The sequence below is a fragment of the Comamonas flocculans genome (assembly GCF_007954405.1).
GTDB lineage: Bacteria > Pseudomonadota > Gammaproteobacteria > Burkholderiales > Burkholderiaceae_C > Comamonas_C > Comamonas_C flocculans.
The window spans coordinates 1,718,372-1,738,608 of sequence record NZ_CP042344.1 but is presented as its reverse complement, the minus strand read 5'-3'; the positions used below and the strand labels follow the sequence as shown (position 1 = coordinate 1,738,608).

The window sequence follows — 20,237 nt, the reverse complement described above, 5'->3', positions numbered from 1 at the left end:
GTTGCTGCCGCAAACGTGGACGACAACCATCCGTGCGATCCTAGCGCCCAGTCAACGTTAATGCAAATCATTCTCAATAGAATTCCCTGCGCTTCACGATTTCGATTCTGATTCCGGATTCCTTTCATGTTCCGTTTCTCGCACTGCGTGCGCCGCTGGCTGGGTAGCGCCCTGTTTCTCCTGGCCGCCGCGGCCCAGGCCCAGCCGGGCGCCATCACCGTCACCGACCTTGCCGGGCGCAGCGTGCAACTGCCCGCCAAGGTGCAGCGCATCCTGCTGGGCGAGGGGCGCCTGCTGCCCGCGCTGGCAGTACTGGACAAGGACGACCCCACGCGCCGCCTCGTCGCCATGATGGGCGAGTTCGAGAAGCTCGACGCGCCCGGCTATGCGCAGTGGGCGCGGCGCTTCCCGCAACTGGACCGCGTCCCGCGCGTGGGCCGGGCCAGCAGCGGCAGCTTCAGCGACGAGCAGGCGCTGGCGCTGCGACCCCAGGTGGCCATCCTCGGCCTGGCCGGTGGCCACGGCCCCAGCGAGCGCGACCGTGAAACCCTGGCGCGCCTGGAGGCGGCCGGCGTGGCCGTGGTCTTCGTCGACTTGCGTCACGACCCGCTGGCGAACACCCCGCGCAGCATGCTGCTGCTGGGCGAGGTGCTGGGCCGGCGGGCCGAGGCCGAGGCCTTCGTCCGCTTCTGGCGCGCCCAGCTGGCCGTGGTGACCGAGCGCCTGGCCAACGCCCGCCCCGAACCCCCCACGGTGTTCCTGGAAAACCGCGTCGGCCTCTCCGAGGGCTGCTGCGACACCATGGTCGGCCTGGTGGGCAAGCTGCTGCAAGCCGCCGGTGCGCGCAACGTGGCCGAGGGGTTGATTGCGGGCGAGTTCGGCACGCTCAACCCCGAGTTTCTGATTGCGCGCCAGCCAGACCACTACATCGGCACCGGCATAGGCGCGCTGGCCACGGCGCAGCAGACGCCGCTGCGCATCGTGCTGGGCGCGGACGCCACGCCCGAAGCCGCACGCGAGTCGCTGGCCCGCGCCGTGCAGCGCCGCGGCATCACCCCCCTGCAGGCAGTGCGGCAGGGGCGCGCGCACGCCATCTGGCACCACTACTACAACTCACCCTTCAACGTGGTGGCCGTGCAGGTGTTCGCCAAATGGCTGCACCCCGAGCTGTTTGCCGACCTCGATCCGCGGGCCACGCTGCAGACGATGTACGAGCGTTTTCAGCCCATCCCGCTGCAAGGCGTGTACTGGACCTCGCTCACGCCATGATGCCCATACCCACCCGTCGCGCCCTGCTGAAACTGGGCACATTGCCCGTGTCGTCGGCGCTGTCCGGCTGCGCCGTGCAACCCGGCGGACAAGCCGCCGCGGATCTGGAACACGCCCCACCCGTGGCGCTGCCCGGCACACGGCAGATCGATCTGGCCGCGGGCACCCGCAGGCACCGCATCATGCTGGCCGTGCCGCCCGCGCCGCCGCCCGCCCAGGGCTGGCCGGTGCTGTACCTGCTGGACGGCGACCTGCTGTTCGCGCTGGCCGCGCAGCTCATGCGCAACCGCTACGCGCGCGGGCCGGGCGGGGCCGCGCCGGGCGTGCTCATCGTGGGCATGGGCCATGCGGGCGGGCAGGCGGCAGGGCAGGTGCTGGACCTGGACGCGCGCAGCCAGGACTACACCCCGCCGGCGCCCGGTCCCGCGACAAGCGAACGCGGCCGCCCCGAAGGCGGAGCCGATGCCTTCCTCGACTTCATCGACGCCGTGGTGCGGCCCATGGTGGCGCGCGCCGCGCCGGTGGATGCCGCGCGCCAGACCTTCTTCGGCCATTCCTACGGCGGGCTGTGCGTGCTGCATGCGCTGTTCACGCGGCCGGGCGGCTTTCAGACCTATGTCGCGGCCAGCCCCTCGGTGTGGTGGCGCGGCGGTTTCATCGTGCAGGAGCAAGAGCGCTTCACCGCCCGCCGGCGCGCCGATGCTTGCGCGCTGCGCCTGCTGCTCACCCAGGGCGCGCGCGAGGCGGCCCCCCCCGCCGACCCAGCCCGCGCCGCCATCGCCCGCGAGCGGCACGCTGGCGAACACCTGCAAGCCCTGATCCGGGGTCTGCGCGGCACACCCGGCCTGGCGTTGCAATTCACCTCCTTTGCCGGTGCCGACCACGGCAGCAGCATGGCCCCCGCAGTGCAGCAGGCGCTGGCCTGGGCCGCCGGAGACCAGGCATGAGCACGCTGGCCGCACGCTACCGGCGCTTTGCCGCGCTGCGCCTGTGGCTGCTGGCGGGCATGGCGCTGCTGCTGTGCGCCATGCTGGCGCTGGACCTGGCCACCGGCCCCGCGGGCCTGCCGCTGGCCACGGTGCTGGACGGGCTGGTGCGCCCCGCCGACCTGGCACTGGAGCAGCGCATCATCCTCTGGGAGGTGCGCCTGCCCTACGCGCTGATGGCGCTGCTGGTGGGCGCGGCGCTGGGCCTGGCCGGGGCGCAGATGCAGACGGCGCTGAACAACCCGCTGGCCAGCCCGTTCACGCTGGGGGTCTCGGCCGCCGCGGCGGTGGGCGCGGCGGTGGCCATGGTGGGCGGGCTCACCGTCATGGTCTGGGGCGAGAACCTGGCCGTACCGCTGTGCGCCTTCGCCTTCGCGGCGGTGGCCACGCTGCTGATCCAGTGGCTCGCCTGGCGCCACGGCGCGACGGTGGACACGGTGGTGCTGTTCGGCATCGCGCTGCTGTTTTCCTTCGAGGCGCTGCTGTGGCTGATGCAGTACGTCGCCGACAGCAACGCGCTGCAGCAGATCGTGTTCTGGACCATGGGCAGCCTCGCGCGCGCCACCTGGAACAAGATCGCCATCGTCGCCGGCGTGCTGGCGGCCTGCGCCGCCTGGTCGGCGTGCAACGCCTGGCCACTCACCGCCCTGCGCGCGGGCGAGGAGCAGGCGCGCAGCCTGGGCATCGCCGTGGAGCGCCTGCGCCTCATCACGCTGCTGCGCGTGAGCCTGCTGGCGGCCACCGCGCTGGCCTTCGTCGGCACCATCGGTTTCGTCGGCCTGGTGGGGCCGCACATCGCCCGGCTGCTGCTGGGCGAAGACCACCGCAGCTACCTGCCGGGCAGCGCGCTGGCCGGGGCGGTAATGCTCTCGGGCGCATCGATTCTGAGCAAGACGCTGGTGCCCGGCGTGGTGCTGCCCATAGGCATCATCACCGCGCTGGTGGGCGTGCCCATGTTCATGGCGCTGGTGCTCTCGCGCAGGAGGGGCGCATGAACGCGGGCCTGATGCTGCAGCAAATCAGCACCGGCTACGCGCGCCGCCCGGTGCTGCATGACTTGAGCCTGGAGCGCATCGCGCCGGGCACGCTGGTCGCGCTGGCGGGGCCGAACGCCGTGGGCAAATCCACCTTGCTCAAGGCCATCGCCGGTTTGCACCCGGTGCAGGGGCGGGTGCTGCTCGACGGCATCGATCTGGCCCGCCTGCCCCCGCGAGAGCGCCTGCGCCGCGTGGGCTATCTGCCCCAGGCGCTGCCCCAGGCCAGTTCACTCGTGGCCTATGAGGCCATGCTGAGCAGCCTGCACGCCAGCCGCCCCGGCCTGGGCCGCAGCCAGGCCGAAGCCGCCATCGAACACACCTTCGCCACCCTGGGGCTGAAGGCGCTGGCGCTGCGCCCCTTGAACCAGCTCTCCGGCGGGCAGCGCCAGATGATCGGCCTGGCCCAGGTGCTGGTGCGCGCGCCGCGCCTGTTGCTGCTGGACGAACCCACCAGCGCGCTGGACCTGCGCTGGCAACTGCTGGTGCTGCAGGCCGTGCACGCGCTGGTGGCTCAGGGGCAGACGCTGGCCCTGATGGCCGTGCACGACCTGAACCTGGCGCTGCGCTTTTGCCAGCAGGTGGTGGTGCTGGGCCCGGGCCGGCCACACGCCCGAATGCTGGCCGCCGGCCGCCCCGCCGGGGTGCTGACCCCCGAGCTGCTGCGCGCGGCCTACGGCGTGCAGGCGCGCGTCGAGCGCTGCTCGCGCGGCCATCCGCTGGTGCTGGCCGACAGCGCCCTCGCCATTCCCGACGAAGACCCACGATGAACCACACCCACGGCCATGTCGCCACCACCGAAGCCAGCCGCTGGCTGCAGCGCCTGTGCTACCACTTCAACCGCAAGATCAGCGTGCAGTACAGCGCCTTCCAGGGCCATGCCCGGTTCCCCTGGGGGCAGTGCGAGCTGCGTGCCGACGATGAGGCGCTGCACTTCGCCTGCAGCGCACCCGACCCCGAGGCGCTGGCGCGCGTGTGCGCGGTGATCGACGAGCACCTGAGGCTGTTCTCGCGCAAGAACCCGCTGGCCGTGCAGTGGCAGGAACTGCCGCCCACCTCCGACACCCTCGACATCCCCGATGCGCACTGATTCCCGCCTTTGCAGCTTTCAAGAAAAGGACCTCACCATGAGCACGAAAACCCCCGCCCGCACATGGCGGCTGAACACCCTGATGGCGCTGCTTCTGGCCGCCGGCACCAGCTCCGCGCTGCAGGCCCAGACGGCGGTGCCTGCGCCGCGCCAGGACGCTGCCCAGACCCCGGCGCTGCCCGCGCTCACCGTGCGCAGCAAGTACGAGCGCGAAGACCTGCCGCTGCGCGCACCCGGCCACAAGGCCGCCTCCGGCGCGCGCCTGGGCATCCTGGGGGCCACATCCATCATGGAGGCACCCGTGCACGTCAACGCCTACACGCGCGAGCTGGCCGAGGACTGGTCGGCGCTGACGCTGCAGGACGTGCTGGAGAACGACCCCGCCGTGGTCTTCACCACCAACAAGTACCACCTGCTGCAGAACTTCAACCTGCGCGGCCTGGACATGGGCGCGATGGACATCGCCACCAACGGCCTGTACGGCATTGCCCCGGCCAATGCGGTGCCGGTGGAGATGTTCGAGCGCATCGAGGTGCTGCGCGGCCCCAACGTGCTGCTTTCGGGCATGCCGCCGGCTTCCAGCGTGGCGGGCACGGTCAACATGGTGACCAAGCGCGCACTGGCCGAACCGGTGGCCGACCTGACGCTGACCTACGGCACGCACGCGTACTTTCAGGCCCATGCCGACGTGGGCCGGCGCTTTGGCGAGGAGCAGCGCTGGGGGCTGCGCTTCAACGGCGTGTATGGCGCGGGCGAGATGGGCGCCCGGGACGAGACGCAAAAGCGCCGCGTCGGCGCGCTGGCGCTGGACTACCTGGGCGAGCGCGCGCGCTTCTCGCTGGACGTGTACGACAGCGAGAACCAGATCGACAACGGCAGCCCCGGCATGTTCAACTTCCTGGGCAACGCGGCGATTCCCGGCGTGGGCCGCCTGCTCGCTGCGCCCCAGGGCGACACCAACATGTTCCGCGGCACGCACGGCAAGTACGGCAACCGCGGCGCGCTGGCCCGCGCGGAGTTCGATTTCACGCCCGACTGGCAGGGCTATCTGGCCGTGGGCGGCTCCGAGGCCGATGGCCAGGGCCTGCTGTTCGGCACCCGCGCCTTCGTCACCGGCGCCGACGGCGGCACGCGCGGCGCGATCTACCACGTGCACGCCGCATCCGAAAGGCGCACGGCAGAGGCCGGAGTCATCGGCAAATTTGACACCGGCGCCGTGCGCCACCGCCTGCAGCTTTCGGCCAACGTGCTCAAGCACGAAGAGGGCTCGTACAACACCGCCTGCAACTACTGCTACGACACCAACCTGTACGACCCGGTGACGCCGGTCTTCCCCGCCGCGCCGGCCTGGGGCGGCTACACGACGAAGAACGCGTTCCGCTCCTTCGCCGTGGCCGACACCATGGGCTTTGCACATGACACTGTGCAGCTGACCGTGGGCGCACGCCACCAGGGCGTGAAGACCCCGCTGGTTGGCGGCAAGGCTTCCGATTACGGCAAAAGCCGCTTCTCCCCCATGCTCGCGGCCGTGGTGCAGCCCTGGGGCGATGGCGTCTCGCTGTTCGGCAACTACACCGAGGGGCTGGAGCCCGGCCAGGTCGTCGGCCCCACCTACGCCAATGCGGGCGAAGCCCTGGCTCCCCGGGTCACCAAACAGATGGAGCTGGGCGTGAAGCTGCAGGCCGGCGAGCTCACGCACACCATCAGCGCCTTCCGGATCAAGCGTCCCTCCTTCATCAGCGTGGATGCGGGCGCGGCCCTGCCCCTGCTGGCCGACGCCGGCGTGCAGCGCCTGCAGGGCCTGGAATGGAGCGTGTACGGCATGCTGACCCAAAACGTCTCGCTGCTCGGCGGCATCACCCACATCCGCTCGCAGCAGCGCAACACCGGGCGTGACACCTTCGGCACCCCTGAATGGCGCGCGCGCATCGGCCTGGACTGGCAAACCCCCGTGCAGGGCCTCAAGCTCGGCGCGCGCGTGATCCACACCGGCGCGCAATGGGCCGATTCGGGCAACAAACTGCGCATGCCCGCCTGGAGCCGGCTGGACCTGAACGCCAGCTACGCGACCAGGCTGTCCGGCATGCCCCTGCGCCTGAACGCCAGCGTGCAAAACCTGGCCGACCGCAACTACTGGATAGGCACCTTTGGCGACGGCTTCGTGATGCCTGGCGCACCGCGCACCTTCCGACTGTCGGCAACGGTGTCGTTCTGATCGGCCCGGCAGGCGGTGCGCAACCGGCGGGGGCAGGAACTGCCCGCCGTCGCCTATACTCGCGCCCGCTCCGGGGTGCACGAGACAGGCGTGCTGAGATGGTGGGCCTACCCACTGGAACCGCGAACTTGATCTGGTTAGTACCAGCGTAAGAAGAGCTGCAGTGAACATGTACCGTGCGCCTTGGGCGCATGCGCGCATGCCCACCGATTGCGGAGCATTCCATCCATTTTTGAGGAATGCACCGCCCATGAACGCTCCCGATTCTTTCCCGCAATTGCTCGCCCGCGCACGCGAGCCCTTTCCCTCCTCCAGCAAGGCCTACATCCCCGGCAGCCGTGCCGACCTGCGCGTGCCGGTGCGCGACATTCGCCTGACCAATGGCGAGACCGTCAGCGTCTATGACACCTCCGGGCCGTACACCGACCCGGCCGTGACCATCGACGTGAGACGTGGCCTGCCCAGCGTGCGCGGTGCCTGGATCGCCGAGCGCGGCGACACCGAAAGCTACGCGGGCCGCGCGCCCGAGGCGATCGATGATGGGCGCAAGGACGAGACCGCCGGGCAGCTTGCCGCGCTGCGCGAGCAGGCCGCGGGCTTGCAGCGCCAGCCCCGGCGCGCAAGGAGCGGCGCCAATGTCACGCAGATGCACTACGCAAGGCGCGGCATCGTCACGCCCGAGATGGAATACGTCGCGCTGCGCGAGAACGGCAAGCGCGAATGGATGCGCGCCTACCTCTCGGACGCCGCGCGCGAGCGGCGCCTGGCCGGCCACCCGCTGGGCGCGAGCCTGCCGCCAGTGATCACGCCCGAATTCGTGCGCGATGAAGTCGCGCGCGGCAGAGCCATCATCCCGGCCAACATCAACCACCCCGAGGTCGAGCCTATGGCCATCGGGCGCAACTTCCTCGTGAAGATCAACGCCAACATCGGCAACTCGGCCGTCACCTCCAGCATCGAGCAAGAGGTGGAAAAACTCGTCTGGGCCACGCGCTGGGGCGCGGACAACGTGATGGATCTTTCGACCGGCAAGAACATCCACACCACGCGCGACTGGATCGTGCGCAACAGCCCCGTGCCGATCGGCACCGTGCCGATCTATCAGGCGCTGGAGAAAGTGGGCGGCATCGCCGAGGACCTCACCTGGGAGGTGTTTCGCGACACGCTGGTAGAGCAGGCCGAGCAGGGCGTGGACTACTTCACCATCCACGCGGGCGTGCGCCTGGCGTTCATTCACCTGACGGCGCGCAGGCGCACCGGCATCGTCTCGCGCGGCGGCTCCATCATGGCCAAGTGGTGCATGGCGCACCACCAGGAGAGCTTCCTCTACACGCACTTTGAAGACATCTGCGACATCATGAAGCGCTACGACGTGGCCTTCAGCCTGGGCGACGGCCTGCGCCCGGGCTGCACCGCCGATGCCAACGACGAGGCGCAGTTCGCCGAGCTGCGCACGCTGGGCGACCTGACGCACATCGCCTGGAAGCACGACGTGCAGACCATGATCGAGGGCCCGGGCCACGTGCCCATGCACCTGATCGAGGCCAACATGAGCGAGCAGCTCAAGACCTGCCACGAGGCGCCGTTCTACACGCTCGGGCCGCTCACCATCGATTGCTCGCCGGGTTACGACCACATCGCCAGCGCCATCGGCGCGGCGATGATCGGCTGGATGGGCACGGCCATGCTGTGCTACGTCACACCCAAGGAGCACCTGGGGCTGCCCGATCGCGACGACGTCAGGCAGGGCATCATTGCCTACAAGATCGCGGCGCACGCGGCCGACGTGGCCAAGGGCCACCCCGGCGCGCGCTCGCGCGACGATGCGCTCTCCCAGGCGCGCTTCGAATTTCGCTGGCTCGACCAGTTCAACCTCTCGCTCGACCCCGAGACGGCGCTGGCCTTTCACGACGAGACGCTGCCCAAGGATTCAGCCAAGGTGGCGCACTTTTGCAGCATGTGCGGCCCCAAGTTCTGCTCGATGAAGATCACGCAGGAGGTGCGCGAATACGCCGCCGCCAAGGGCCTGGCCGATGGCGAGGCGATCGCCGACGGGCTGGCCGCCAAGGCCGACGAGTTCAAGCGCGGCGGCGGCTCGCTCTACGTGCCCGCGCCTGAAGCGGGGAGTTGAGCCGCCCTCACGGCCTTGCCCGGGAGCGAGGCACAATGCCCGCCCTTGGGGAACGGCCCCGCCATGATCCATCCGACATGAACGATACACCGCACTGGCGCTTGAATCCGGCCGAACTGACCGATCTGGCCGCAAGCGACGCCCGCCGCGCGCTGGCCGAGGACGTGGGCGGCGGCGACCTGACCGCCGCGCTCATCGCCCCCGACCAAACCGCCACCGCGCGCGTGCTGCTGCGCGAAGACGCGCTGCTCTGCGGCCTGCCGTGGTTCGAGGCCGTGGTGCGCCAGATGGAGCCGCAAGCGCGCATCACCCGCCTGGCAGGCGAAGGCGCGCGCTGCCGCGCAGGCAGCTTCGTGATCGAAGTGACTGGCAATGCGCGCGCACTGCTCACGGCCGAGCGCACGGCGCTGAACTTCCTGCAACTCTTGAGCGGCGTGGCCACGCGCACCGGGCAATACGTGGCGGCCGTCAAAGGCACGGCGGCGCGCATCGTCGATACGCGCAAGACCCTGCCCGGCCTGCGCCTGGCGCAGAAATACGCGGTGGGCGTGGGCGGCGGGGTGAACCACCGCATCGGGCTGTTCGACGCCATCCTGATCAAGGAGAACCACATCGCCGCGGCCGGTGGCGTGGCGCAGGCGCTGGCGACCGCGCGCGCGCAGGGCGAGCAAGCCAAGTTCATCGAGATCGAGGTCGAGACGCTGGCGCAACTGGACGAAGCCCTGGCTCACGGTGCGCAAATGGTGCTGCTGGACAACATGGACCTGCCCACGCTGCACGAGGCGGTGCGGCGCAACCGGGCGCTTGGCACGCGCGCGGCGGTGCTGGAAATCTCCGGCGGCGTGACGCTCGGCGGCCTGCGCGCGCTGGCCGAGACCGGGGTCGATCGCATCTCGATCGGCGCGCTGACCAAGGACGTGAAGGCGACCGATTTTTCCTGGCGCCTGATGAAGGATTGACGGCATGAGCGAACACCTGATCGACGTGGAATACGAGCAGCCCGTGGCGCTCGACGTGCAACGGGCGACGGAGGCGCTTTCCGCCTGCGACACGCGCCGCGCCTGGGCGCGCGTGCCACCCGAGCTCACGCCCGAGGAGCGCGATGCAACGAAGGAGCGCATCCGCCGCCTGCTGCGCGAGAAGAACGCGGTGATGGTCTCGCACTACTACGTGCACCCCGACCTGCAGGAACTGGCCGAGGAAACCGGCGGCATCGTCAGCGATTCGCTGGAGATGGCGCGCTTCGGGCGCGACCACGCCGCGCAGACGCTCGTCGTCTCGGGCGTGCGCTTCATGGGCGAGACGGCCAAGATCCTCTCGCCGGACAAGCGCGTCTTGATGCCCGACCTGGACGCCACCTGCTCGCTCGACCTGGGCTGCCCGATAGACGCATTTTCCGAATTCTGCGACGCGCACCCCGAGCGCACCGTGGTGGTCTACGCCAACACCAGCGCGGCGGTGAAGGCGCGCTCGGACTGGCTGGTCACGTCAAGCTGCGCGCTCGACATCGTGCGCGCGCTCTCGGCGGCCGGGCAGAAAATCCTCTGGGCGCCCGACCGGCACCTGGGCGAATACATCCGCCGCGAAACCGGCGCCGACATGGTGATGTGGAACGGCGCCTGCATCGTGCACGACGAATTCAAGGCCGTCGAGCTTGAACTGATGAAGGAGCAGCACCCGCGCGCCAAGATACTCGTGCATCCCGAGTCGCCCCCCGCCGTCATCGCGCTGGCCGATGCGGTGGGCTCGACCTCGGCCATCCTCGCGGCCGCCGCGCGCATGCAGGCGCCCGAGTTCATCGTCGCCACCGACATCGGCCTGATGCACCAGTTGCGCGCACGCAATCCGGGCAAGGTCTTCATCGAGGCGCCGACGGCGGGCAACGGCGCCACCTGCAAGAGCTGCGCGCACTGCCCGTGGATGGCGATGAACAGCCTGGCGGGCGTGGCGCGGGCGCTTCAGACGGGCAGCGGCGAAGTCCACGTCGACCCGGCGCTGGGCCTGCGCGCGCGCGTGCCCATCGACCGCATGCTGGCCTTCACCGCCGGGCTCAAGCAGGGCCATGCGCCCGGCGCGCTCGTCGCCGGTATCGGCGCGGCTTGATTTTTACTCTGTTATTAATAGCTGTTCGCGCTTGATGGGCAAGGGCTAGAGGCCGATTTGACTCAAAATTTTCCGTCCGCACGCATCGACTTCACCCAGCCTTTGGTGCCCGATGCGCCGCGCCTGCGCGCCGCGTTCGGCCCGCCGCGCGAGGTGCTGGTGGCGCACGCGCCGGGCGAGGTGCGCGCGCTGCTGCGCGCGGTGGACGCGGCCGCGCGCCAGGGCCGCTGGTGCGTGGGTTACCTGCGCTACGAAGCCGCAGCGGCCTTCGATGCGGCGCTCACGGCGCATGCGCCCGACGGGCCGCTCGCCTGGTTTGCCGTGCACGACGGGCCGCAGTCCTGGCCCGACGAGGCCGCATCCGGCGACGCATCGGCGCCGTACCAGATTCAATGGGCAAACGAGAGCGAGCGCGCCGCGTTCGACGCCGCCATCGCCCGCATCCACGCCGCCATCGCGGCAGGCGAGCTCTATCAGGTCAATCACACCGCGCCGCTCGTCGGGCGCCTGCAGGGCAGCCCCGCCGCGCTGTTTGCCGCGCTGCACCGCGCGCAGCCCGGCGGTTACGGCGCGCACATCGACGCGGGCGATGAACAGGTGCTCAGCGTCTCGCCCGAGCTGTTCTTCGACTGGCGCGATGGCCAGCACGGCGGCGAGATCCTCGCGCGCCCGATGAAGGGCACGGCCGCGCGCGGCGGCACGCCCGAGGAAGACGCGGCGCAGGCCGCACACCTGCGCGCCTCGCCCAAGGAACGCGCCGAGAACGTGATGATCGTCGACCTGCTGCGCAACGACCTCTCGCGCATCGCCACGGCGCACGGCGTGCGCGTGCCCGTGCTGTTCGCCACGCAGGCGCTGCCCACGGTCTGGCAGATGACCTCGGACGTGCGCGCGCGAACGCGAGCGGGGCTCGATCTGGTGCAGGTGTTCGCGGCGCTTTTCCCGTGCGGCTCGGTCACCGGCGCGCCCAAGGTGAGCGCGATGCGCATGATCCGCGCGCTCGAACCCCGGCCGCGCGGCGTCTATTGCGGCGCTGTCGGCGTAGTGCGCCCGCACGGCGCGGCGGACGCGCAAGGGCACTACCGCATCGCCGCCACGTTCAATGTACCCATCCGCACCGTGGAGCTGCGCGAGCCCTCAAACGGCGGCTGGGCGGTGCGCTGCGGCATTGGCAGCGGCATCACGGCGGACGCGAGCGCCGAGGCCGAATGGCAGGAGTGGCGCCACAAGCGCGCCTTCCTCGCGCGGGCCAGCCAACCCTTCGAACTGCTGCAAACGCTGGCGCTGCGCGGCGGCCAGTGGGGCCACGCGCAGCGGCACGTGCGGCGCATGGCCGAGGCCGCGGCGCACTTCGGCTTTGCCTGGCGCGAGGACGCGCTCTGGCGCGCGCTCGATGCCACCGCGCAAGCGCACCCGCTGGGCCACTGGCGCGTACGCCTGCTGCTCGATGCGCAGGGCCGGCCGCGCACGCAGGCCGCCCCGCTCGCGCCCACCGCCGAGCCGGTGCGCCTGGCCCTGGCCGATCGCCCCTTCCTTGCCGCGCACGACGAATTCACGCGCCACAAGACCACGCGGCGCGAACCCTACGCAGCCTTCGCGCCAACAGCGCCGGGCGTGTTCGACACCGTGCTGTTCAACGAAGCGGGCGAGATCACCGAGGGGACGTTCGGCAACCTCGCCGCGCTGATCGACGGCCGCTGGATCACCCCGGCGCTGGCCTGCGGCCTGCTGCCCGGCGTGGGCCGCGCGCTGGCAATCGAACAGGGGCGGGTGGTGGAGGCCGTGCTGCGCGTGCAGGACGTGCCGCGCGTGCAGGCCTGGGCCTTCGTCAACAGCCTGCGCGGCTGGCTCGCGGCGACGCTGGACTGATCCGCTTGTTGACGAACCTCTTTGAAATTCGCGCGAATTCTGGGCACGGCTTCAAATTTCATCGAAACGAATCAAGCATCCGCGCCGGGCACGAGGATGGTGGGCGCCGCCGGCGCGGCCCGCTCGGGCCAGTCGCGGCTGAAGTGCAGGCCGCGGCTTTCGTGGCGCCGCCGCGCCGAGCGCACGATGAGCTCGGCCACCTGCACCAGGTTGCGCAGCTCCAGCAGGTCGCGCGTGACGTGAAACTGGCCGTAGAACTCGTGGATCTCGCTCTTGAGCAGGCTGATGCGGTGCATCGCGCGCTCCAGCCGCTTGTTGGTGCGCACGATGCCGACGTAGTCCCACATGAAGCGGCGCAGCTCGTCCCAGTTGTGTGAAATCACCACGGCCTCGTCGGCATCCTGCACCCGGCTGTCGTCCCAGCCGGGCAGCGCCAGGCGCTCGCCCGCGGGCGCAGCCGCGATGCTTTGCGCCGCCGCCTGCGCGAACACCATGCATTCGAGCAGCGAATTGCTCGCCAGGCGGTTGGCCCCGTGCAGCCCGGTGCAGGCCGCTTCGCCCACCGCGTACAAGCCCTGCAGATCGGTGCGCCCGGCCAGGTCGGTGAGGATGCCGCCGCAGGTGTAGTGCGCCGCGGGCACCACGGGAATGGGCTCGCGCGTGATGTCGATGCCCAGGCTCGCGCAGTGCGCGAGGATGTTGGGAAAGTGCTCGCGCAAGAACTCCGGGCTGCGCTGCGAGATGTCCAGGTAGACGCAATCGAGGCCGTGCTTCTTCATCTCGAAGTCGATCGCGCGCGCCACCACGTCGCGCGGCGCGAGCTCGGCGCGCTCGTCGTGGCGCGGCATGAAGCGCTCCCCGCCCAGCGCGGCAGGCAGCACCAGGCGCCCGCCCTCGCCGCGCACCGCCTCGCTGATCAAAAAGGACTTGGCGTGCGGGTGGTACAGGCAGGTCGGGTGAAACTGGATGAATTCCATGTTGGCCACGCGGCAGCCCGCACGCCAGGCGGCCGCGATGCCGTCACCCGTGGAGGTGTCGGGGTTGGTGGTGTACAGATAGACCTTGCCCGCGCCGCCGGTGGCCAGAATCGTGTGCGGCGCGCGGAAGGTGCGCACCGTGTCGCTCGCCTCATCGAGCGCGTACAAGCCCAGGCACGTCTGCCCCATGCGGCCGAGCTTGCGCGCGGTGATCAGGTCCACCAGCGTGTGCTGCTCGAACACCGTGATGCCGGGCGTGGCGCGCACCACGCCGATCAGCGTGCGCTGCACCGCCGCGCCGGTGGCGTCCTGCGCGTGCACGACGCGCCGCTCGCTGTGCCCGCCCTCGCGCGTCAGGTGCAACCGCCCCTCTTCGAACGAGAACGGCACGCCCAGCGCGCGCAGCCAGGCGATGCACTCGGGCGCCTGCTCGACCACCAGACGGGTGGCGTCGGGCGCGCACAGGCCCGCGCCCGCGACGAAGGTGTCCTGCACGTGTGATTCGAAGCTGTCGCCCTCGCCCAGCACGGCGGCGATGCCGCCCTGCGCCCACTGGCTCGATCCGTCCTCGATCGCGCGTTTGGTGAGCACCGCCACGCGGTGCGTGGGCGCCAGGCGCAGCGCCGCGCTCAGGCCCGCCAGGCCGCTGCCCACGATGAGTGCGTCAAAGTCAAGTTCCTGCACGAGATGTCTGCCCCGGATTGCGTTGTCGAAAACACCCCCGATGCGTGGCACGCCGCGCGGGCCGCGCGACTTTACGCCCGGCCCGTTCCGGCGCCGCGCATACCCATATGCCCGAATCCGGATCGGCCCCCGCGACGCGGGATACCGGGGCGTACACTCGCGCCACTTGTCACGCTCCACCATGTTGACGCACCAGTTACCGACCCGTCGGCGCCGCTTCATCACGCGGCTGCGCCACTGTGGCCCGCCTCAGGGATGTTCTGGTCGTCATCCCTCGTTTGCCTGGAGCCGTGCCCGTGACCTTCTCCTTTCGCCCCCGTCTCATCGATGCCCTCAAGGGCTATGACCGCGCGCGCCTTCTCGCCGACATCGGCGCGGGCCTGACGGTCGCCGTCGTCGCGCTGCCGCTGGCGATGGCGTTTGCCATCGCCTCCGGGCTCAAGCCCGAGGCGGGCATCTTCACCACCATCATCGCGGGCTTTCTGGTGGCGCTCTTGGGCGGCAGCCGGGTGCAGATCGGCGGGCCGGCGGGCGCCTTCATCGTCATCGTCTACGGCATCGTGCAGCAGTACGGCGTGGGCAATCTCATCCTTGCCACGGCGCTGTCGGGCGTGCTGCTGTTCCTGATGGGGCTGTTCAAGCTGGGCACGCTGGTGCGCTTCATCCCGGTGGCGGTGATCATCGGTTTCACCAACGGCATTGCGGTGCTGATCGCGCTGTCGCAGGTCAAGGACTTCCTCGGGCTGGAGGTGGCGAGCATGCCGGCGGACTTCTTCGGCATCCTCGCCACGCTCTGGGACAACGCGCATGCGGTGAACGGCTGGGCGCTGGGCATCGCACTGGCGTGTCTCGCAATCATCGTGCTCTGGCAGCACGCGATGCCGTCGCTGGGCGCACGCGCGCCGTTTTCCGGCAAGCTCGCCGCGGTGCCGGGTGCCATCATCGCGCTGGTGCTCTCCACCGTGGCGGTGGCGCTGCTGAAGCTGCCGGTGGAAACCATAGGCAGCCGCTTTGGCGGCATTCCGGCGGCGCTGCCCGCGTTCACGCTGCCCGACTTTTCCTGGGAGTCGGCGCGCTTCCTGTTGATGCCGGCGATCACGCTGGCGCTCCTGGGCGCGATCGAGTCGCTGCTGTGCGCGCGCGTGGCCGACGGCATCATCGGGGACCGGCACGACCCCAACCAGGAGCTGATGGCGCAGGGCGTGGCCAACTTCGTCGTGCCGTTCTTCGGCGGCATGCCCGCCACCGGCACCATCGCGCGCACCGTCACCAACGTCAAGAGCGGCGCCACCAGCCCCGTGGCCGGCATGGTGCACGCGCTGGCGCTGCTGGCGGTGATCCTCGTCGCGGCGCCGCTGGCAAGCTCGATTCCGCTGGCCTGCCTGGCGGCCATCCTGCTGCACGTGGCCTGGAACATGGGCGAGTGGCGCGCGTTCGCGCATCTGCGCCGCTTTCATGCGCCCTACGGCGCCACGCTGCTTGCCGTGTTCTTGCTGACTGTGGTGTTTGACCTGACCGTGGCGGTGCAGGTGGGCATCCTGGCTTCATGCGCGGTGTTCATCTACCGCATGGCCCACCTCACCCATGCCGAGCGCCTGAACCCGCCGGAACTGGCCGCAGCCGCGCCGCAGGTGCATGCGTGGCGTCTGCAAGGCGCCTTGTTCTTCGGCTCCGCTACCGCCTTCGAGGAACTCTCGTCGCAACTCCCCGCGCGCGCGCTGGTGCTGGACCTGGCGAGCCTGCTCTACATGGACAGCTCCGGCAAGGAAACGCTCAAGGCGCTGCTCGCCCAGTGCACGCAGCGCGGCGTGCGCGTGCTCATGGCCGGGCTGCGCGGCCAGCCGCTGGCGCTGGTGCAGCGCAGCGGCCTGCATGCGCGGCTTGCGCCCCACCTCTACCCCGATCTGGCCCAGGCGATGCAGGCGGCGCTGGCGCTGGCGGACAGCGCTGAATGAGTCCGCGCGATGTGGGGCATGCCGCATCGGAATCATTGGCGAGACGCAGGGACAGGGTTGCCTTAGACTGGCGCGGCTCTCACGGAAAGGAAGCCCCGATGTCCACCCTCGATCGACGCACCCTTTTGCAACTGGCCGGCGCGGCAGGCCTCGCCTCGGTGCTGTCGCCCGCCCAGGGCGCCGAAGCCGATCTGGCGGCCGCGCGCGCGGAAGGCAAGGCGGTGTTCTACGCCAACATCACCGCGGTCAAGCCCATCATGGAAGCCTTCGGCAAGGACACCGGGGTGCAGGGCGAATACACGCGCATCTCCAGCTCCAAGTTCGTCTCCACCGTGGCGACCGAGGCGCGCGCGGGCAAGCTGCTGGCCGACGTGGTGCAGGCGCCGCTGCCGGTGCTGGAGCTGCTCAAGGCCAACGGCGTGCTGGCGCCCTACCGCTCGCCCGCCGCCGCCGACTACCCCGAGTGGACGCGCCCGGACGACACCATCCAGCTCTTTGGCATCGAGTACGTCTCCTACCTGTACAACACCAAACAGGTGGCGGCGGCGGACGCGCCAAAGAAGTACGAGGACCTGGCCGACGCCAAATGGAAGGGCCGCATCGTCATGGCCGACCCCGCCACGCATTCGTCCACCATCTCGTGGCTGGTGGGCCTGAAGGAGAAGGTCTTCGCCTCCGAGGGCGAGTGGACGAACTTCGTCAAGGCGCTGGCCGCGAACCAGCCGATGTTCGTCGCCTCCTTCGGCCCCACGCCCGCGCCGATCGAAAGCGGCGAGAAGGCGATCGCCATCTCCATGCCCAAGTACATCGTGACCAAGGCACCGGCGCCGCTGGCCTGGGGCCCGCGCGGCGGTGGCCAGCCGCTACTGGGCACGCCGCGCGCCATGGCGCTCACCGCCAAGGCGCCGCACCCGGCGGCGGCTCGCGCCTTCATGGACTACTGGCTGTCGAAGAAGGCCGCCGGCATGCTGGCCAAGGACGTGGGCGAATACGTGGCCGCGCCGGGCGTCTATCCGCCGGTCGAAGGCATGGACCAGGTCAAGGTGCTGGCGATCCGCGACCTGGGCGACGCCGAGATCCAGAAATGGGGCGCCGAGTTCAAGCGCATCTTCAAGGGCTGAGCCCGACCGGAAGCCGCCGATGGAAATCCGCGTCACCGGCCTGACCAAGCACTACGTCTCCGAAGGCCGCGTCGTCAAGGCGCTCGATGGCGTTGACCTGACGATCCCGGCCAAGCGCATCTTCACGCTGCTGGGCCCGAGCGGCTGCGGCAAGACCACGCTGCTGCGCTGCATCGTCGGGCTGGAGACGCCCGACGAGGGCGAGATCCGCATCGGCGGCGACGTGGTCTGGTCGCGCGACCAGGGCATCGCCGTGCCGACCGAGAAGCGCGGCCTGGGCATGGTGTTCCAGACCTACGCGATCTGGCCGCACATGAGCGTGTTCGACAACGTCGCCTACCCGCTCACCGTGCGCGGCATGCCCCGCGCCCAGATCGGCGCCAAGGTGGCCGAGGTGCTGCGCTTCGTACAGCTCGCGGGCTTCGAGGACCGGCCCGCCACGCGCCTGTCGGGCGGGCAGCAGCAGCGCGTGGCGCTGGCGCGCGCGCTGGTGGCCGAGCCGCGCGTGATCCTGTTCGACGAGCCGCTCTCGAACCTGGACGCCAAGCTGCGCGAGGAAACGCGCAAGGAGCTGCGCCGCTTCATGGGCCAGCTGGACATCACCGCCATCTACGTGACGCACGACCGCGTCGAGGCGCTGGCGCTGTCCGACTCGATCGCGGTGATGCGCGCCGGGCGCATCGTCGAGATCGGCACGCCGCGGCAGATCTACTTCCAGGCGCGCCACCGCTTCGTCGCCGACTTCATCGGCCGCGCCAACCTGATCGACGCCACCGTGCGCGGCCACGCCGATGGCGCCACGCAGATAGCCTGCGCGCTGGGCAGCCTGGCCTGCGCGGCCAGCGACTACGCCGCGGGCAGCCCGGTCACGCTGTGCCTGCGCCCCGAGTTCCTGCACGTGCAGGGCGGCGCAGCGCCCGGCCCCAACGTGGTGCACGGCACCATCGAGGCGCTGGACTTCGTCGGCGAGGTGAACGAGGCCGAGATCCGCGTGGGCGATACCCTGCTGCTGGCGCGCACCGCGCCCGACGCCGCTCTGGCGGTGGGCAGCCAGGTGAGCATCCGGCTTGCGCCCGAGCACTGCCTGCTGGTGGCGGCCTGAGCATGGCCATGGACACGCGCCACCAGGGCCTCACGCTGGCGCTGATTCTCATCGTCGGCGTGCTCACCGTGGCGCCGGTGGCGATGCTGGCGCTGGGCAGCGTCTCCGAGGGGCTGGACGCCTTCGGCCAGTTCACGCTGGCCAAGTACGCCAGCGCCTACACCGACCCGGGGCTGTGGCAGGTGCTGGGCAACACCGCCGTGTTCGTCGTCGGCTCGACGCTGCTGGCCACTGCTCTGGCGCTGGTGCTCGCGTATCTGAACACGCGCACCGACATCCCGTTCAAGTTCCTCTTCGGCGTGCTGGCGATCGTGCCGATGATGATTCCGCACGTGCTGTTTTCGGTGAGCTGGGCGCTGCTGGCCAATCCGTCCAACGGCCTGATGAACCTGGCGCTGATGCAGGTCTTCGGCCTGGAGCAGGGGCCCTTCAACATCTACTCGATGCCCGGCATGATCCTGGTCGAGGGCTTGCTCAACATGCCCGTGGCCTACCTGATCATCGCGCCGGCCATGGCCTCATTCGACGTGTCGCTGGAGGAGTCCTCGCGCGTGTTCGGCGCCGGCACCTGGCGCACGCTCGTGCGCATCACGCTGCCGGTGCTGCGCCCGGCCATCCTCGCGGCCTTCGTGCTCGGCGTGGTGCGCGCGCTGGCCTCCTACGCGGTGCCGCGCGTGCTCGGCATGCCGGGCCAGGTGGACGTGCTGGCCACTTATTTGTACGAAATGATCTCGGTGGGCTTTGCGCCCGACTACGGCAAGGCGGCGGCGCTGGGCATGAGCGCGCTGGCGCTGGCCGTGGTGCTCATCTGGCTGTACCGGCGCCTGACCGGCGAGGGCAGCCGCTTCGTCACCATCTCCAGCCGCGGCTGGCGCCCCGCCGTGGTGCCGCTGGGGCGCTGGCGCCTGCCGCTGTTCGCGCTGGTGGCGCTGTTGTCCTTCGTCGTCATCGTGCTGCCGGTGGCGGTGCTGCTCTACACCTCCTTCGTGCCCTATGCGATGGTGCCGGGCAGCGAGGCGTTCGCGCAGATGAGCCTCAAGCACTGGCACGAGGTGCTGCACGATGCCACCTCGCTGCTGGCACTGCGCAACAGCCTGTTCCTGGCGGTGGTCGGCGCCACGCTGGGCGTGCTGCTGTCGCTCTTCGTCGCCTACGTGATCGTCAAGCTGCGCACACGCGGCGCGGCGCTGCTGGAGACGCTGACCTATTTGTCGTTCTCGTTTCCGGGCATCGTGATCGGCATCGGCTTCATGTGGTTCTTCGTGCAGACGCCGCTGTACGCCACGGTGACGGCGCTGCTGATCGGCTACGTCGCCACCTACCTGCCCTACGGCGTGCGCCCGCTGGCCAGCGCCTTCGTGCAGGTGCACGACCACCTGGAGGAATCGTCGCTGGTGTGCGGCGCGAGCCACCTGACGACGCTGCGCCGCGTGATCGCGCCGCTCCTGGTGCCGGGCATCGTCTCGGCCTGGATCCTGATGGCGACCATGTTCCTGCGCGAGCTGACGCTCTCGGTGGTGCTCTCGCGCCCCGGCAGCGAGGTGCTGGCGGTGCAGGTGCTGTCCTTTGCCGACGACGGCCTGTGGGGCCAGCTTTCGGCGCTGGGCATTCTCATGATCGCGATCTCGACGCTGCTGGTGGTCGGCGCGCACCTGCTCGGTCGGCGCTTCGGCGCACGCGCCGGCTGAACGGCGGGCCGGG

Annotated in this window: 15 protein-coding genes and 1 riboswitch; of the genes, 14 read left to right on the top strand and 1 reads right to left on the bottom strand. The window is 70.2% G+C overall.

The genetic code is table 11. The features are described 5' to 3' along the window. Positions 1-126 precede the first annotated feature (126 nt). The 10 genes from FOZ74_RS08430 (at position 127) to FOZ74_RS08385 (ending at position 12,697) form a co-directional block, all read left to right on the top strand. Positions 127-1,269, top strand: coding sequence for an ABC transporter substrate-binding protein (locus FOZ74_RS08430; protein ID WP_146912650.1), 1,143 nt, complete (start codon positions 127-129; stop codon positions 1,267-1,269). Then, positions 1,266-2,216, top strand: a complete 951-nt coding sequence (locus FOZ74_RS08425) for an alpha/beta hydrolase (RefSeq protein ID WP_186764556.1) — start codon at positions 1,266-1,268, stop codon at positions 2,214-2,216. The genes FOZ74_RS08430 and FOZ74_RS08425 overlap by 4 nt, the downstream gene beginning before the upstream one ends. Then, positions 2,213-3,250 (top strand): FecCD family ABC transporter permease, encoded by a 1,038-nt coding sequence (locus FOZ74_RS08420; RefSeq protein WP_146912648.1) that lies wholly within the window; start codon positions 2,213-2,215, stop codon positions 3,248-3,250. The genes FOZ74_RS08425 and FOZ74_RS08420 overlap by 4 nt, the downstream gene beginning before the upstream one ends. Beyond that, positions 3,247-4,059, top strand: a complete 813-nt coding sequence (locus FOZ74_RS08415; RefSeq protein ID WP_146912647.1) for an ABC transporter ATP-binding protein — start codon at positions 3,247-3,249, stop codon at positions 4,057-4,059. The genes FOZ74_RS08420 and FOZ74_RS08415 overlap by 4 nt, the downstream gene beginning before the upstream one ends. Further along, positions 4,056-4,379, top strand: a complete 324-nt coding sequence (locus FOZ74_RS08410) for a DUF2218 domain-containing protein (protein WP_146912646.1) — start codon at positions 4,056-4,058, stop codon at positions 4,377-4,379. The genes FOZ74_RS08415 and FOZ74_RS08410 overlap by 4 nt, the downstream gene beginning before the upstream one ends. Positions 4,380-4,416: 37 nt before the next feature. Continuing rightward, positions 4,417-6,594, top strand: coding sequence for a TonB-dependent receptor (locus FOZ74_RS08405; RefSeq protein ID WP_146912645.1), 2,178 nt, complete (start codon positions 4,417-4,419; stop codon positions 6,592-6,594). Positions 6,595-6,655: 61 nt separating this feature from the next. After that, positions 6,656-6,766, top strand: a riboswitch (TPP riboswitch). A 78-nt stretch (positions 6,767-6,844) separates the two neighbouring features. After that, complete coding sequence (gene thiC, locus FOZ74_RS08400) at positions 6,845-8,725, top strand: phosphomethylpyrimidine synthase ThiC (protein ID WP_146912644.1); 1,881 nt, start codon at positions 6,845-6,847, stop codon at positions 8,723-8,725. A 77-nt stretch (positions 8,726-8,802) separates the two neighbouring features. Then, entirely contained in the window at positions 8,803-9,684 is an 882-nt protein-coding gene (nadC, locus tag FOZ74_RS08395) for a carboxylating nicotinate-nucleotide diphosphorylase (protein ID WP_146912643.1), read from the top strand. A gap of 4 nt (positions 9,685-9,688) precedes the next feature. Further along, complete coding sequence (gene nadA, locus FOZ74_RS08390) at positions 9,689-10,828, top strand: quinolinate synthase NadA (RefSeq protein ID WP_146912642.1); 1,140 nt, start codon at positions 9,689-9,691, stop codon at positions 10,826-10,828. A 57-nt stretch (positions 10,829-10,885) separates the two neighbouring features. Continuing rightward, complete coding sequence (locus FOZ74_RS08385) at positions 10,886-12,697, top strand: chorismate-binding protein (RefSeq protein ID WP_146912641.1); 1,812 nt, start codon at positions 10,886-10,888, stop codon at positions 12,695-12,697. 71 nt (positions 12,698-12,768) lie between these two features. On the opposite strand, the gene nadB is transcribed toward FOZ74_RS08385, so the two are convergent. Then, positions 12,769-14,358 (bottom strand): L-aspartate oxidase, encoded by a 1,590-nt coding sequence (gene nadB, locus FOZ74_RS08380; protein ID WP_146912640.1) that lies wholly within the window; start codon positions 14,356-14,358, stop codon positions 12,769-12,771. Between the two features lie 290 nt (positions 14,359-14,648). Between nadB and FOZ74_RS08375 the strand changes: the two genes are divergently transcribed. The 4 genes from FOZ74_RS08375 (at position 14,649) to FOZ74_RS08360 (ending at position 20,224) form a co-directional block, all read left to right on the top strand. Then, the gene (locus tag FOZ74_RS08375; RefSeq protein WP_146912639.1) at positions 14,649-16,313 is read left to right on the top strand and encodes a SulP family inorganic anion transporter; all 1,665 of its coding nucleotides are present in this window, start codon (positions 14,649-14,651) and stop codon (positions 16,311-16,313) included. Between the two features lie 98 nt (positions 16,314-16,411). Then, positions 16,412-17,434, top strand: coding sequence for an ABC transporter substrate-binding protein (locus FOZ74_RS08370; protein WP_146912638.1), 1,023 nt, complete (start codon positions 16,412-16,414; stop codon positions 17,432-17,434). Between the two features lie 19 nt (positions 17,435-17,453). After that, entirely contained in the window at positions 17,454-18,536 is a 1,083-nt protein-coding gene (locus FOZ74_RS08365) for an ABC transporter ATP-binding protein (protein WP_146912637.1), read from the top strand. Between the two features lie 8 nt (positions 18,537-18,544). Continuing rightward, complete coding sequence (locus tag FOZ74_RS08360; RefSeq protein ID WP_146912636.1) at positions 18,545-20,224, top strand: ABC transporter permease; 1,680 nt, start codon at positions 18,545-18,547, stop codon at positions 20,222-20,224. Positions 20,225-20,237 lie beyond the last annotated feature (13 nt).